General features: G+C 71.9%; 10 protein-coding genes. 8 read left to right on the top strand and 2 right to left on the bottom strand.

Going from position 1 to position 14,925, the window contains the following annotated elements; all coding sequences use genetic code 11:
• Positions 1-146 precede the first annotated feature (146 nt).
• Both BLT59_RS08410 and BLT59_RS08415 read left to right on the top strand, forming a co-directional pair.
• The gene (locus tag BLT59_RS08410) at positions 147-1,235 is read left to right on the top strand and encodes a lysylphosphatidylglycerol synthase domain-containing protein (RefSeq protein WP_091778545.1); all 1,089 of its coding nucleotides are present in this window, start codon (positions 147-149) and stop codon (positions 1,233-1,235) included.
• A gap of 19 nt (positions 1,236-1,254) precedes the next feature.
• Complete coding sequence (locus tag BLT59_RS08415; RefSeq protein WP_175543968.1) at positions 1,255-2,526, top strand: ATP-binding protein; 1,272 nt, start codon at positions 1,255-1,257, stop codon at positions 2,524-2,526.
• Here BLT59_RS08415 and BLT59_RS08420 read toward each other — a convergent pair.
• Complete coding sequence (locus BLT59_RS08420) at positions 2,508-3,119, bottom strand: glutathione S-transferase family protein (RefSeq protein WP_091778433.1); 612 nt, start codon at positions 3,117-3,119, stop codon at positions 2,508-2,510. The genes BLT59_RS08415 and BLT59_RS08420 overlap by 19 nt on opposite strands.
• 175 nt (positions 3,120-3,294) lie before the next feature.
• Here BLT59_RS08420 and BLT59_RS08425 point away from each other — a divergent pair, with 175 nt between their 5' ends.
• The 3 genes from BLT59_RS08425 to BLT59_RS08440 all read left to right on the top strand — a co-directional run bounded on the left by BLT59_RS08425 (position 3,295) and on the right by BLT59_RS08440 (position 7,881).
• Positions 3,295-5,769 (top strand): heavy metal translocating P-type ATPase, encoded by a 2,475-nt coding sequence (locus BLT59_RS08425; protein WP_091778435.1) that lies wholly within the window; start codon positions 3,295-3,297, stop codon positions 5,767-5,769.
• Positions 5,766-6,227 carry a Cu(I)-responsive transcriptional regulator gene (gene cueR, locus BLT59_RS08430; RefSeq protein ID WP_091778437.1) on the top strand — a complete coding sequence of 154 codons (462 nt, stop codon included), beginning with the start codon at positions 5,766-5,768 and terminating at the stop codon, positions 6,225-6,227. Before BLT59_RS08425 ends, cueR begins: the two co-directional genes overlap by 4 nt.
• Positions 6,228-6,708: 481 nt before the next feature.
• Positions 6,709-7,881, top strand: coding sequence for a M20 aminoacylase family protein (locus BLT59_RS08440; protein WP_091778439.1), 1,173 nt, complete (start codon positions 6,709-6,711; stop codon positions 7,879-7,881).
• A 283-nt stretch (positions 7,882-8,164) separates the two neighbouring features.
• Here BLT59_RS08440 and BLT59_RS08445 read toward each other — a convergent pair whose 3' ends face one another.
• Entirely contained in the window at positions 8,165-9,565 is a 1,401-nt protein-coding gene (locus BLT59_RS08445) for a leucyl aminopeptidase family protein (RefSeq protein WP_091778441.1), read from the bottom strand.
• A gap of 124 nt (positions 9,566-9,689) precedes the next feature.
• On the opposite strand from BLT59_RS08445, the gene BLT59_RS08450 reads away from it, so the two are divergent.
• The 3 genes from BLT59_RS08450 to BLT59_RS08460 all read left to right on the top strand — a co-directional run bounded on the left by BLT59_RS08450 (position 9,690) and on the right by BLT59_RS08460 (position 14,688).
• Positions 9,690-10,502, top strand: a complete 813-nt coding sequence (locus BLT59_RS08450; protein ID WP_091778547.1) for a tetratricopeptide repeat protein — start codon at positions 9,690-9,692, stop codon at positions 10,500-10,502.
• Between the two features lie 487 nt (positions 10,503-10,989).
• The gene (gene acnA, locus BLT59_RS08455; RefSeq protein ID WP_091778443.1) at positions 10,990-13,689 is read left to right on the top strand and encodes an aconitate hydratase AcnA; all 2,700 of its coding nucleotides are present in this window, start codon (positions 10,990-10,992) and stop codon (positions 13,687-13,689) included.
• A gap of 312 nt (positions 13,690-14,001) precedes the next feature.
• Positions 14,002-14,688: a metal ABC transporter permease gene (locus BLT59_RS08460; RefSeq protein WP_091778445.1), complete on the top strand. Its 687-nt coding sequence runs from the start codon at positions 14,002-14,004 to the stop codon at positions 14,686-14,688.
• Positions 14,689-14,925: the final 237 nt, after the last annotated feature.

Here is a 14,925-nt window from a genome sequence, read left to right on the forward strand (position 1 = left end):
GAAGGCCTGTCACGGCCGGACCTTCCCTGGCCTTGGGCGCCTGTTCGGCCTACATGCGGGGCGACGGGCCGCGGTCCGGGAGATTCCGGCACGGGCTGACGGCCTTCGGCCGGGCCGCGCAGCCGGAAGGGCGGACGCCGAACGGCATGAATTTTCAGGGACAGCACCGGAAGCCGGCTGAACCGGCTGAGCCGGTCCAGCACGACGCGGCCGAGAACGCGAAGCGGAAGGGCCGGCGCAACCGCTTCGCCTGGATCGGCACCGCCGCCAGCATCGTGCTGGTCGCCGTCTCCCTCGGCGTGCTGTGGAAGCTCGTCCAGAGCGTGAGCTGGGCGGAGGTGCGCTCGGCGATCGCGGCGGCCACGGCCGAGCAGCTCGGCCTCGCCTTCCTGTTCGTCGGCGTCAGCTACCTGTTCCTTACCGGCTACGACGCGCTGGCCCTGCGCCAGCTCAAGATCAAGGTGCCCTACCGGATCACCGCGCTCGCCTCGTTCACCAGCTACGCGGTGAGCTTCACCCTGGGCTTTCCGCTGCTTACCGCCGGCACGATCCGCTACTGGATCTACGCCCGGCAGGGCCTGTCCACGCCCAAGATCGCGGCGCTCACCGTCATCGCCGGCTTCACCTTCTGGCTCGGGATGGGCGTGGTGCTGGGCCTCAGCCTGATCATCGAGGCGGGCCAGCTCGCCGGGCTCGCCTTCACGTCGATCCGGATCAACCAGGGCGTCGGACTCGCGGCGCTCGCCCTGGTGCTCGGTTACCTCGCCTGGGTCTCGGCCAAGAAGCGCAGCATCACGGTGAAGCAGTGGCGCCTGGAACTGCCCGGGGCCTCGGTCTCGATCGGGCAGATGATCGTCGGGATCGGCGATGTCTGCGCGGCGGCGGCGGTGCTCTACGTCCTGCTGCCGCAGGAGACGACGCTGGGCTTCACGACCTTCCTGGCGATCTACGTGCTCGCCGCCATGCTGGGCATCGCGTCGAACGCCCCGGGCGGCATCGGCGTGTTCGAGGCGACGGTGCTGCTCGCCCTGTCGAGCCTGCCGCGCAACGAGGTGCTGACCTCGCTGCTCCTGTTCCGGGGCTGCTACTACGTCGTACCCTTCGTCACCGCCCTGGCGATGCTCGGCCTCTACGAGATCGTGAAGCGCGCGGGCGGCGCGCGCGATCCCGGCCCGCCGGAGGGGACGGCGGGGCCGTCCGGCCGGGCATGGCATGACGAGACCGAGCGCCGCTGATCCGCCGAACGCGCCTGCCATGTCCGCCCGCCTGCGCAGCTCTCCCGCCTGGACCGGCGCCGCGATCGCGGCAGGCCTGCTGGGGCTCGCCACCGCCCTGGCCGGGCGGCTCGATCTGCCGCTGATCCTGATCGGGCTCGGCGCCGTCTGCCTGGGCGGCTGGCTCGGCGGGCGCGGCCGCGAGGCCCCGGTGCCGCGTCCGGCCGCCACCGCGCAACGCCATGGTGTCGCCGAGGCGTTGCTCGCCCACGTGCCGGATCCGGTGATCCTGGTGGACCGCCGGACCCTGGTTGTGGAGGCGAATCCCGCCGCCCGCGCGCTCCTGCCGGCCTTGCACCAGGCCCGGCCCCTGTCCTTCGCGCTCCGCGATCCGGAGGTCCTCGACGGGATTGAGGCGGTGCTCAGTTCCGGCCTCCCGCGCCGCGTCGCGCTGTCGACCCGGGTGCCGCTGGAGCGCACCTTCGACGTCCAGATCGGCGCCCTGCCGATGCCCGACGGCTCGGGCGTCAGCGCGCTGCTGTTCCTGCGCGACCTCACGGCGGCCCGGCGCCTGGAGGCGATGCGGGTCGATTTCGTCGCCAACGCGAGCCACGAGCTGCGCACGCCGCTCGCCACCCTGATCGGCTTCATCGAGACCCTGCAGGGGCCGGCCCGCGACGACGCGCAGGCCCGGGAGCGCTTCCTGGAGATCATGCGCGTCCAGGCCCTGCGCATGACACGGCTGATCGACGATCTGCTGTCGCTGTCGCGGATCGAGCTGCGCGAGCACGTCGCGCCCACGGCCGTGGTCGATCTCGGATCCCTCGCCCGCCAGATGGTCGATGCCCAGGGGCCGCCCGCCAAGGCGCGGGGCGCCACGATCCAGCTGGAGGAGGGGGCCGGCCCCTACGCCGTCCCGGGCGACGCCGACGAACTCGCCCGGGTGATCGAGAACCTGATCGAGAACGCCGTGAAATACGGCGGGGGCCGGATCAGCGTCGGGCTCGCCCGGGAGGATGATCCGCGGCTCGGGCGCCGGATCGTCCTGTCGGTGGCCGATGACGGGCCGGGCATCCCGCCCGAGCACATCCCGCGTCTGACCGAGCGCTTCTACCGGGTCGACGTCGCGTCGAGCCGGGCCCGCGGCGGCACGGGCCTCGGGCTCGCCATCGTCAAGCACAGCCTCAACCGCCATCGCGGACGCCTCGCCATCGAGAGCGCCCCGGGGGAGGGGACGACCGTGCGGGTCAGCCTGCCGGAATACGGCGCCGCGCCGCCGCAGCCCGCGGCCGATCAGGCCGGCCCGGCATAGGGCCCGATCCCGAGCTCGCCTTCGACGCGCCCGACCCAGGCGCGGATCGCCGGGAAGCCTGCTAGGTCGAAGCCGCCCTCATGGGCCATGCGCGTGTAGGCGACGAGCGCCACGTCGGCGAGGGTCAGGGTCTCGCCCGCCATGAAGGCCGAGCGCGCGAGGGTGGCCTCCATCAGCCGCAGGGCGTCGGTGCCGCGCTCGGCGAGCTTCGGGTCGAGATCCTCCGGCGCCCGCCCGAGGTAGTGGAGTTGGTAGCGGCGGACCGCGATGTAGGGCTCGTGGCTGTACTGCTCCCAGAACATCCACTGCAGCATGCGGGCGCGGGGCAGCGGCTCCGCGGGCACCAGCGCGGAGCCCTCCGCGAGGTAGAGGATGATCGCGTTCGATTCCGAAAGCACGGCGCCGTCGGGCAGGACGACGACTGGCACCCGCCCGGCGGGGTTCAGGGTCAGGAACTCGGGCCTGCGCGTCCCGCCGCCCGGGACGTCCACATCGCGCCAGACCGCTGGGATGCCGAGATGGGCCGCGACCCACTTGACCTTGAGGCAGTTCCCGGAGCCCGGGTCGCCGTAGATCGTCAGCGGTTCGGTCATCCGGATCCTCGTCGATCATGCGTGCGAGGACCTTGGCCGGGCACCGGCGATTCGACAACGGACCGCGCCTCACCGTGTGTCGGATCCATCCGGTCTGCCAACCCGTGCCCTTGACCTTCCCATCATGGGAAGCCCCATCTGAGCGGGCGTGGATGCTTCGAACCGGATCACCGCCATGTCGAAATCCGTCGCCCTGACCTTGCCCGTCGAGGGCATGTCCTGCGCCTCCTGCGTCGGCCGCGTCGAGCGTGCCCTCGCGGCGCTGCCCGGTGCCCGGGATGTCGCGGTGAACCTCGCCACCAACCGCGCCAGCCTCGTCCTCGACGGGGACACGAGCCCGGGCGACGTCGCGGCGGCGCTGGCGGAGGCCGGCTACCCCGTCCCCGAGACGCAGAGCCTCCTCACCATCGAGGGCATGTCCTGCGCGAGCTGCGTGGGCCGCGTCGAGCGGGCGCTGGCCGCCGTGCCGGGGGTGACCGGGGCCAGCGTCAACCTCGCCGCGGGGCGGGCCACGATCCGCCATCCCGAGGGCGTGGTGTCGATGGACGCACTGACGGCGGCCGTCGAATCGGCGGGCTACGAGGCCCGACCGGTCGAGGCCGGCCACGCGGTCGACCCGTCGGCCCGGCAGGCGGAAGAGGGCCGCGCCCTGCGCCGCGACCTGATCGTCGCCGCCCTGCTGTCGGCGCCCGTGGTCGTCCTCGACATGGGCGGCCACCTTCTGCCCGCGCTGCATGGGGGTCCGGTGGCGGCCCTGGTCCAGGCCGTGCTGGCCACCCTGGTCCTCGCCGGCCCGGGGCGGCGCTTCTTCCTGCGCGGCGTTCCGGGTCTGCTGCGCGGCCATCCCGACATGAACGCCCTGGTCGCCCTCGGGGCCGGCGCCGCCTACCTGTACTCGCTGGTCTCGACCCTGGCGCCCGATCTCCTGCCGGCGGGGGCGGCGCACCTCTATTTCGAGGCGAGCGTCCTGATCGTCACGCTGATCCTCCTCGGCCGGACCCTGGAAGCCCGCGCCAAGGGGCGCACCGGGCAGGCGATCGCCCGCCTGATGGATCTGACGCCGAAGACGGCCCGGGTCGTCCGCGGCGGCGCTGAAGCCGAGGTCCCCCTCGACGTCCTGCGCATCGGCGATGTCGTCCGGGTGCGGCCGGGGGAGCGGGTGGCGGCCGATGGGGCCGTGGTCTCCGGCACCAGCCACGTCGACGAGAGCATGGTCACGGGCGAGCCGGCTCCGGTGCGCAAGGGGCCGGGCGATTCCGTGGTCGGCGGGACGCTCAACGGCCGCGGCAGCCTCGATCTGCGGGTCGAGGCCGTGGGCGGCGCTACCGTGGTGGCGCAGATCGCCGCCATGGTGGAGCGCGCCCAGGGCGGTAAGCTGCCGATTCAGGCGCTGGTCGACCGCATCACCGGATGGTTCGTGCCGGTGGTGATCGGGATCGCCGCGGCGACCTTCCTGGCCTGGCTGATCCTGGCGCCGGCCCCGGCGCTGGGTCCGGCCCTGGTGAATGCCGTGGCGGTGCTGATCATCGCCTGCCCCTGCGCCATGGGGCTGGCGACGCCCACCGCCATCATGGTCGGCACTGGGCGCGCGGCGGCGCGCGGCGTGCTGTTCCGCGACGGCGCGGCGCTGCAGGGCCTGCGCGACGTGCGGGTCGTGGCCCTCGACAAGACCGGCACCCTGACCGAGGGGCGCCCCCGGCTGACCGAGATCGTCCCCGCCGCCAATGTCACGGAGGACGAGGCGCTGGCCCTCGCCGCCGCGCTGGAGACCCGCTCCGAGCACCCGCTGGCCGGCGCCGTCGTGGCGGCCGCCCGCGACCGCGGCCTCGCCACGGCCGAGCCCGACAGCTTCGAGGCGGTGGCGGGCTTCGGCGTCGCCGGCCGGGTCGCGGATCGGACCGTTGCACTCGGCGCGCCGCGCTACCTGGGACGCCTCGGCGTCGCCCTGGATCCGGGTCTCGCTGCCCGCGCCGAGGCGTTGGCGAGTGCGGGGCGGAGCCCGGTCCACCTCGTGCTCGACGGCCGCCACGCCGCGATCCTCGCGGTGGCCGATCCCGTGAAGGCGGGCGCCCGCGCGGCGGTGGCGGCCCTGAAGGCGCAGGGTCTCGCGGTGGCGATGGTCACGGGCGACGATCCCGTCACTGCGGCGGGCGTGGCGCGGAGCCTCGGCATCGACGCGGTGGCCGCCGGGGTTCTGCCCGGCGGGAAGATCGAGGCCGTCCAGCGGTTCCGGGCCGCGCACGGGCCGGTGGCCTTCGTAGGCGACGGCATCAACGACGCGCCGGCCCTGGCCGAGGCCGATGTCGGGCTGGCGATCGGAACCGGCACCGACATCGCCGTCGAGAGCGCCGACGTTGTGTTGATGTCGGGCGATCTGGACGCTCTGGTCGAGGCCCTGGCCCTGTCGCGGGCGGTGATGGCCAATATCCGCCAGAACCTGTTCTGGGCCTTCGCCTACAACGCCGCCCTGATCCCGGTGGCGGCCGGCGTGCTGGTGCCGTTCGGCGGCCCGGCCCTCTCGCCGATCCTGGCCGCGGGCGCCATGGCGTTCTCGAGCGTGTTCGTCCTCGGCAACGCCCTGCGGCTACGCCGGGCCGGCGGGCGGCCCGCGGCGGCCGAGGCGCCGACGCTCGCCGCGCGGTCGGCATGAGCGCGGCGAGCCTGACGATCGGCGAGGCGGCGCGCCGCACCGGCGTCTCGGCCAAGATGATCCGCTGGTACGAGGCGACCGGCCTGCTGCCGCCGGCCGCCCGGTCCGAGGCCGGCTATCGCCACTACGGCGAGGCGGACCTGCACACTTTGCGCTTCATCCGCCGCGCCCGCGACCTCGGCTTCAGCGTGAACGCGATCGCGGATCTCCTGGCGCTCTGGCGCGACCGCGCCCGGCCGAGCGCCGGGGTTAAGGCCATCGCGCAGGAGCAGATCGCGAATCTGCGCCGCCGCATCGCCGAGATGGAGGGGATGGCCCGGACGCTGGAGCATCTGGCGGAGGCCTGCTGCGGCGACGCGCGGCCGGACTGCCCGATCCTGGACGACCTCGCCGCGGGCGACCATCCTCCCGCACCGCAGCGGCGCGCGCGCGGCATGACGGGGCGGGGGGCGGGGTGAGTGGAGCGGACGCGGATCTCCGGGGCAAGCTCGTCGGCAACGAGCGCGCGAAGCTCACCGCCACCTCCATCAACGGTCTCCCGATCGCGGTCTTCGCTGTCGGCGGTTTCGCCCCCTTCATCGGCACCGGGCGTGGCCACCGAGCAGCACGGCTTTCTCGCCGGCGCGCTGCTGCTGCTGCTCGGTGTTTGCTCGTTGACGAGCGGCGCCCTACATTGGGTAGCCCGATCTCGCCTCGGGAGCCTGGATCCATGACGACGCTTCAGTTCGCGAGCCTCCTCGGCGTTCCGCTCGCCGGGCTCGCCCTCGGCCTCGGCATGCTCTGGCTGACCGGCAAGGCGCACTGAGCCGCCGGGATCTGCGGGCTGTCCGGACGGACTTACGGGCGCACCGCGTGTACCGAGCGCGGCCGTTGACGACGGCTCTGGCCCCGGCTTTGCTGGTCCGGCCCACCCGCAAAGGCCACGAAAGCCCCGACCCGATGCCCGTCCTCGAACGGATCCGCGCCTTCACCGACACGATGGCGGCGTGGCGGCACGACCTGCACGCCCATCCCGAGCTGCTCTACGACGTCGACCGCACCGCCGGCTTCGTGGCCGAGACGCTCCGGTCCTTCGGCTGCGACGAGGTGATCACCGGCATCGGCCGCACCGGGGTGGTCGGCGTGATTCGCGGCAAGGGCCGCGCCTCCAACCGCGCCATCGGCCTGCGCGCCGACATGGATGCCCTACCGATCCAGGAGGTGCGCGATCTGCCCTATCGGTCGACCGTGCCGGGCAAGATGCACGCCTGCGGCCATGACGGGCACACCACCATGCTCCTCGGCGCCGCCAAGTACCTCGCCGAGACCCGCGACTTCGACGGGGCGGCCGTGCTGATCTTCCAGCCCGCCGAGGAGGGCGGCGGCGGCGGCGAAGCCATGGTCGAGGACGGTCTGATGGAGCGGTTCGGGGTCGAGTCGGTCTATGGGATGCACAACATCCCCGGGATGGCGGTCGGCACCTTCGCGATCCGGCCAGGGCCGATCATGGCCTCGACCGACCGCTTCACGGTGACCATCGAGGGCCGGGGCGGACACGCGGCCCTGCCGCAGAACGCCATCGACAGCGTGCTGGTGGCCAGCCACGTGATCATCGCCCTGCAGAGCATCGTGTCGCGCAACCTCGACCCGGTGCAGTCGGCGGTGGTTTCGGTCTGCGCGCTGGAGGCCGGCGAGGCCTTCAACGTCCTGCCGCAGACCGTCACCATGCGGGGCACGATGCGCACGCTGTCCCAGGCCGTGCGGAGCCAGATCAAGGAGCGGATCGAAACCCTCGTGGCCGAGATCGCCGGCGGATTCGGCGCGCAGGGCCGCGTCGAGTACGGGTCGAGCTATCCGGTCACCGAGAACCATCCGGCCGAGACCGACTTCATGGCCGGCGTCGCCGAGGCGCTGGTCGGTGGTGAGAACGTCGACCGGGCGGTGGCGCCGATGATGACCGCGGAGGACTTCTCCTACATGCTCGGCCGCCGCCCCGGCGCCTACATGTTCATCGGCAACGGCGACAGTGCCTCGCTCCACCACCCGCATTACGACTTCAACGACGCGGCCGCGCCGTACGGGGCTTCCCTGTGGGCGCGGCTGATCGAGACAGGACTGCCGCACACGGCCTGAGCGCGCCGCCCTCCGGAGCTTCGCCGCGGCCGTCCCGGTCTGGCTCCGGGCTGCGGCCCTCTCCTTCGGCGGCCCGGCCGGGCGGCGGCCTCGTGGCGGGGGCCGTTCGTGCTGCCGGAGCCCCGCTTCCTGTGGATCTTCGCCGGCGCGCCGCTGATCGGCCGCCCTGCTGCTGATCCTGGCGGCGATCCGCGCGGTCCTACGGTCCGGCCTCGGGACCCTCCGGACCCTGGCGCCGTGCGCCGGGTCCGGAATTCTGCAGCGGCAGGCGAGCTGGGCTTGATCAGCCGCCGTAGCGGGCCTTGAGCAGCGCGTAGGTCAGCCGCGCGGTCTGGACCTCGCCGCCCTCCGGCCGGCCGGGCTTGGTGGAGGGGTTCCAGCCGTAGAGGTCGAAATGGCCGTGCGCCTTCGTGTTCGGTGCGAAGCGGCGCAGGAACAGGGCCGCGGTGATCGCGCCCGCGAACGGCCCGCCCGAGACGTTGTTGAGGTCCGCGACCTTGGACTCGAGGAGGCTCGCGTAGGGCGCGTGCAGCGGCATGCGCCAGACCGGATCGATCGCCGCCCGGCCGGCCCGCGCCACCGCTTCGGCCAGCGCGTCGTCCGCGGTGAAGAAGGCCGGCAGGTCCGGCCCGAGGGCCACCCGCGCCGCGCCAGTCAGCGTCGAGAAATCGAGGATCAGGTCGGGGGATTCCGCGTCCGCGCGGGCGAGCGCGTCGGCCAGGATCAGGCGGCCCTCCGCGTCGGTGTTGCCGATCTCGACGCTGAGCCCGGCCCGGCTCGGCAGCACGTCGCCGGGGCGGAAGGCGTTGCCGGCGACCGCGTTCTCGACGGCCGGGATCAGCAGGCGCAGGCGCAGCCGGAGCCCGGCGCCCATGACCATGGCGGCGGCGGCAAGCGCCGCGGCGGCGCCGCCCATGTCCTTCTTCATCAGCAGCATCGCGGCCGACGGCTTGATGTCGAGGCCGCCGGTGTCGAACGCGACGCCCTTGCCGACCAGGGTCACGCGCGGCGCGTCCGCCGGTCCCCAGCTCAGATCGATCAGCCGCGGCGCCCGGGGCGAGGCGACGCCCACCGCGTGGATCAGGGGGTACTCCGTGGCGAGCGCCTCGCCCTGCGTGACGGTGACGGCGGCGCCGTGACGGTCGCCGAGCGCCCGGACGGCCGCCTCGATCTCGGCAGGCCCGAGATCGTTGGCCGGCGTGTTGACGAGATCGCGGCCCATCGCCACCGCGGCGGCAATCCGCTCCACCTCGTCCGCGTCGATGCCGGTGGGCGCCGCGAGCCGGGCCTTGGTTCCGCCGCCGGACCGATAGCGGCCGAAGCGGTAGCTGCCCATCAGCCAGGCGAGCGCCGCCTCGGCGGGCTCGGGGGCGTTGTCCAGGCGGAAGACGCCCTCCGGCAGCAGGCCCGGCAGCTTGCCGACGAGCAGCCGGTCGTAGGCCGCGGCCTCCGGGTCGCCGAGGCCGAACAGCACCCGCGCGAGGCTGCCGTCCGGGCCGGGCAGGAGCGCGAGGCTGCCCGCCTTCGGTTCGAAACCGGTGGCCCGGGCGAAGCTGCGCTGGGTTGGCTCCAGGCTCGATTCGACCTCGGCCCAGCCGCCACTCGTGACCAGGGTCACCGCTACGGCCTGCGTCCCGCCGGGCAGGAGCCCGAGGGTCGTCGCCGGAATCTCGGCCTGGATCATGTGCCTCTCGCGTGCCGCCCGCACCGGCGGCTTAACCGCTGGTTAGGGTTAATGCTCTATCACCGCCCGGCCGGGGGCGGGAAGCACGTGCCCGCGTCCGGGCCAGATGCCGGCGGAGCGTACCATGATGACGGCCCTGATCCGGGTCACACGATCCCCGGCCAAAGCCGGACGCCGCGCCGCCCTGGTGGCCGCCGTCGTCGCGCTGGGGCTTGCCGGCTGCAACACCCGCTCCCCGGAGACGACCGGCTCGCTCGGCGGCGCCGCTGCTGCCGCCGCGACGCCTTCGCGGCAGGACATCGACCGGCTGGCCGAGCGCTTCAACGCCGACCCCACCGACGGCCGCACGGCGATGGCCTATGCCCGCGCCCTGCGGGTCACCGATCAGATCAGCCAGGCCTCGGCGGTGCTGCAGCAGGCGGCCCTGCGCAACCCGCGCGACCGGGCCCTGCTCGGCGCCTACGGCAAGTCACTGGTCGAGGCAGGCCGGTTCCGTGAGGCGATCGACGTGCTCGCCAACGCCCATACGCCGGCCAATCCCGATTGGCGCATCCTCTCGGCGCAGGGCTCGGCCTCCGCCCAGCTCGGCGAGCAGGCCCGCGCGCAGAGCTTCTACGAGGCCGCCCTCAAGATCCGGCCGAACGAGCCCTCGCTCCTGTCCAACCTCGGCCTGTCCTACGCGCTGTCGCGCAACCTCGACCTCGCCGAGCAGACCCTGCGGCTCGCCGCCGACCAGCCCGGTGCCGACGCACGGGTGCGGGCCAACCTCGCCCTGGTTCTCGGCCTCAAGGGCCGCTTCGCCGATGCCGAGTCCGTCCTGCGCCGGGACATGAGCGCCACGGAAGCCGCCGCCAACGTCGCCGCGCTGCGCAGGCTCGCGGCACAGCCGGACCGCTTCAAGACGCTGTCCGGCGCGGGGGCGCCGGGGCAGGGGTGACGTCACGGCTCACCGGTCCGGTGCTTCGGGGCTGAGCCGCGCTGGAAGCGGGGACGGCCGGCGACCCCGTCAGTCCGGGACGCAGAAGGCGAGCCCGGAATCCATCAACACCAACGGCGCCCGCCCTTGACGCGTCGGCGGGTCTCGATCCCGGGTTCCGCTGCGCGGCCCCGGGATGACGATGCACCGTGACGCTCGCACCGGCAGGCACGCCGACCGCCGTCGCGCATCCGCAGCCGCGACTCCGACAGGAAAACGCACCTGTCATCGCGACCCGGTAGCGGCCAGATTCGAAAAGTTCTATATCCCTCCCTGGCTGCGCCGCGCGGCATCACGGGCGTCCAAATCGCCCCCGCGCATCGTCTCCTGCCCGGGCACTCCCGGGGCGGCGCGCGCCCGTCGGGCGCTACACAGGCCGAACACAGATCTCGTAGCGCAGGTCTTGCCTGCGCGTGTTCGACAACCCGCAGCGAGGATAGAACCAGCCGTGCCCTCACTCGACAGCTTCAAGGCCCGCCAGACTCTCGAAGCCGGCGGCAAGACCTACACCTACTATTCCATCCCCGCGGCCGAGAAGAACGGCCTCGCCTCGGCGGCCGCGCTGCCCTTCTCCATGAAGGTGATTCTGGAGAACCTGCTGCGCTACGAGGACGACCGCTCGGTCAAGAAGGCCGATATCGAGGCCGCCGTCGGCTGGCTCGACCAGAAGGGCAAGGCCGAGGTCGAGATCGCGTTCCGCCCCTCCCGCGTGCTGATGCAGGACTTCACCGGCGTCCCGGCGGTGGTCGACCTCGCCGCCATGCGCGACGCCATGGTGGCTCTGGGCGGCGACCCGCAGAAGATCAACCCGCTCGTCCCGGTGGACCTCGTCATCGACCACTCGGTGATCGTCGACGAGTTCGGCACCCCCAGGGCGCTCGCCGACAACGTCGCCCTCGAATACGAGCGCAACGGCGAGCGCTACACCTTCCTGAAGTGGGGCCAGTCGGCCTTCGACAACTTCTCGGTGGTGCCGCCGGGCACCGGCATCTGCCACCAGGTGAATCTGGAATACCTCGCCCAGACCGTCTGGACGAAGTCCGAGAACGGCTCCGACGTCGCCTATCCCGACTCGCTCGTCGGTACCGATTCGCACACCACCATGGTCAACGGCATGGCCGTGCTGGGCTGGGGCGTCGGCGGCATCGAGGCCGAGGCGGCGATGCTCGGCCAGCCGCTGTCGATGCTGATCCCCGAGGTCGTGGGCTTCAAGCTGTCGGGCAAGCTGCCCGAGGGCACCACCGCCACCGACCTCGTGCTCACCGTCACCCAGATGCTGCGCAAGAAGGGCGTGGTCGGCAAGTTCGTGGAGTTCTACGGCCCCGGCCTAGACGACATGGCGGTCGCCGACCGGGCCACGATCTCCAACATGGCCCCCGAGTACGGCGCGACCTGCGGCTTCTTCCCGGTCGACCAGAAGACCATCGACTTCCTGAAGGTCACCGGCCGCTCCGATGACCGGATCGCCCTGGTCGAGGCCTACGCGAAGGCGCAGGGCATGTGGCGCGACGCCAGCACGCCCGACCCGGTCTTCACCGACACGCTGGAACTCGACATGAGCGAGGTCCGGCCGTCGCTGGCCGGTCCGAAGCGCCCGCAGGACCGGGTGCTCCTCGACGGCGCCAAGCCGGGCTTCGCCGCCTCGATGGAGACCGAGTTCAAGAAGGCCGCCGACCTCGCGCGCCGCTACCCGGTCGAGGGCACCAACTTCGACCTCGGGCACGGCGACGTGGTGATCGCCGCGATCACGAGCTGCACCAACACGTCGAACCCGTCGGTCATGATCGGCGCAGGGCTCCTTGCCCGCAACGCCGTCGCCAAGGGCTTGCGCTCCAAGCCGTGGGTGAAGACCTCGCTCGCGCCGGGATCGCAAGTGGTCGGCGAATATCTCGAAAAATCCGGCCTGCAGGAGCCGCTGGATGCGCTCGGCTTCAACCTCGTGGGCTTCGGCTGCACCACCTGCATCGGCAATTCCGGCCCGCTGCCGGAGGCGATCTCCAAGTCGATCAACGACAACGACATCGTCGCCGCGGCCGTGCTCTCGGGAAACCGCAACTTCGAGGGCCGCGTGAACCCGGACGTGCGGGCGAACTACCTCGCCTCGCCGCCGCTCGTGGTCGCCTACGCGCTCGCCGGCTCGCTCCAGATCGACATCACCACGGAGCCGCTGGGCCAGGGGTCGGACGGCAAGCCCGTCTACCTCAAGGACATCTGGCCGTCCTCGGCCGAGGTCCAGCAGTTCATCGAGGAGAACATCACCTCGGCCCTGTTCAAGTCCCGCTACGCGGACGTGTTCGGCGGCGACCAGAACTGGAAGGACGTCGAGGTCACCGAGGCCGAGACCTTCGCGTGGAACCCGGGCTCCACCTACGTGCAGAACCCGCCCTACTTCGTCGGCATGGAGAAGACCCCGAAGCCGGTCGAGGACATCGAGGGCGCACGCATCCTCGGCCTGTTCCTCGACTCGATCACCACCGACCACATCTCGCCGGCGGGCAACATCCGCGCGGCCTCGCCGGCCGGTGAGTACCTGCAGTCGCACCAAGTGCGTGTGCAGGACTTCAACCAGTACGGCACGCGGCGCGGCAACCACGAGGTGATGATGCGGGGCACCTTCGCCAATATCCGCATCAAGAACCAGATGGTGAAGGACGCCTCCGGCGGCGTGGTCGAGGGCGGGTGGACGCATTTCCAGCCGTCCGGCGAGAAGATGTTCATCTACGACGCGGCGATGAAATATGCCGAACAGGGCACGCCGCTGGTGATCTTCGCCGGCAAGGAATACGGCACCGGCTCGTCGCGCGATTGGGCGGCGAAGGGCACGAAGCTGCTCGGCGTCCGCGCCGTGGTGGCCGAGAGCTTCGAGCGCATCCACCGTTCGAACCTCGTCGGCATGGGCGTGGTGCCGCTGGTCTTCCAGGGCGAAACGAGCTGGCAGTCGCTGGGCCTGAAGGGTGACGAGACCGTCACGATCAAGGGTCTCGCGGGCGAGCTGAAGCCGCGCCAGACGCTGACCGCGGAGATCAAGTCCGCCGACGGCTCGGTGAAGCAGGTCCCGCTGACCTGCCGGATCGATACGCTCGACGAGCTGGAATACTTCCGCAACGGCGGCATCCTGCCCTACGTGCTGCGCTCGCTCGCGGCCTGACCGGATCGGTTCGTCTCGCGAAGGAGATCGCACCCACTCCGCGATCCCGGGGCCGCGCAGCGGAGCCCGGGATCCAGGCCGGCCGACGCGTCGAGGGCTCGCACCGTCGGAGTTGACGGATTCCCGGCTCGCCTGCGGCGTGCCGGACCGACGGCGGAGAAAAGTGGTGCGGGTGAAGCCCGGACATTACGAGGCGGCGCCCAGCGGGCGCCGCCTCCTTTGTATCCTGGATCACGGCATTTCGCTTGTGCGCAACCTTGTTTTGCGCACGGGTCGCCCCATAACCCGGATCCCGAAGCCAATGGGATCCCGATGAAGCACCTCAGCAAGACCCTCGTTGCTGCCGGCCTGACAGCCCTTCTGTCGAGCGCAGCGTTCGCCGCGCAGGTCGAGCGCATCCGCGGAACCGTCGACAAGGCCGACGGCACCACGCTCACGATCAAGACTGACGACGGCAAGACCGAGACGGTGGATGTCGCGGGGGCGAAGTTCGCCTGGGTGGTCCCATCGAGCCTCGACGCGATCAAGGACGGCGTCTTCATCGGCACCGCCACCAAGGGCGAGAGTCCGATGACCGCGCTGGAGGTCGTGCTCTTCCCCGAATCGATGCGCGGCACCGGCGAGGGCCATTACGGCTGGGACTCGATCACCGACCACACGGCGGGCGCCGGCGCCAAGGTGAAGAGCGCCATGACCAACGGCACGGTGAAGGCCGAAACGTCGAACGCCCCGAAGGTGAAGAGCGCGATGACCAACGGCACCGTGAAGGCCGACAAGGCGGCCGCCGGCGGCGAGCGCACCCTGACGGTGAGCTACGGCAAGGAGGGATCCAAGGAGATCGTGGTGCCGTCCTCGGCGCCGATCGTCGCCTTCGAGCCCGCCGACAAGGCCATCCTGTCGCCCGGCTCCAAGGTCTTCGCCGTAGTCGCCAGGGATGGTGCCAAGGCCGACGGCAAGCTCGTCGCTGTCGGCAAGGACGGCCTGACTCCGCCGATGTGAGACCAGCTGCCGGGCAGGGGGCCGGCTTGCCCGGCGCCCTGCATCCGCGTCGCGGAAACCGCTCAGCCTGTCAGGATGACGCGGCGGATCCGTTCCCGGATCGCACCGGACGGCCGCTCTACGCAGATTATGCATACAGCTGGCGTCGGAGCGGATTAAAATCGTGATCTCAGCGTATCGCGCGCTGGCACCCTGCACACAAATCGCGCATCTTCCGGCGCCGAGCGGCCCGCGAAC

The organism is Methylobacterium sp. UNC378MF, from assembly GCF_900103195.1.
Lineage (GTDB): Bacteria > Pseudomonadota > Alphaproteobacteria > Rhizobiales > Beijerinckiaceae > Methylobacterium.

Coding starts and splice junctions, on each gene's coding strand:
- BLT59_RS08460 (WP_091778445.1), top strand. CDS start 14,002: ATGAAGCACCTCAGCAAGACCCTCGTTGCTGCCGGCCTGACAGCCCTT.
- BLT59_RS08445 (WP_091778441.1), bottom strand. CDS start 9,565: ATGATCCAGGCCGAGATTCCGGCGACGACCCTCGGGCTCCTGCCCGGC.
- BLT59_RS08440 (WP_091778439.1), top strand. CDS start 6,709: ATGCCCGTCCTCGAACGGATCCGCGCCTTCACCGACACGATGGCGGCG.
- cueR (WP_091778437.1), top strand. CDS start 5,766: ATGAGCGCGGCGAGCCTGACGATCGGCGAGGCGGCGCGCCGCACCGGC.
- BLT59_RS08450 (WP_091778547.1), top strand. CDS start 9,690: ATGATGACGGCCCTGATCCGGGTCACACGATCCCCGGCCAAAGCCGGA.
- BLT59_RS08410 (WP_091778545.1), top strand. CDS start 147: ATGAATTTTCAGGGACAGCACCGGAAGCCGGCTGAACCGGCTGAGCCG.
- BLT59_RS08425 (WP_091778435.1), top strand. CDS start 3,295: ATGTCGAAATCCGTCGCCCTGACCTTGCCCGTCGAGGGCATGTCCTGC.
- BLT59_RS08415 (WP_175543968.1), top strand. CDS start 1,255: ATGTCCGCCCGCCTGCGCAGCTCTCCCGCCTGGACCGGCGCCGCGATC.
- BLT59_RS08420 (WP_091778433.1), bottom strand. CDS start 3,119: ATGACCGAACCGCTGACGATCTACGGCGACCCGGGCTCCGGGAACTGC.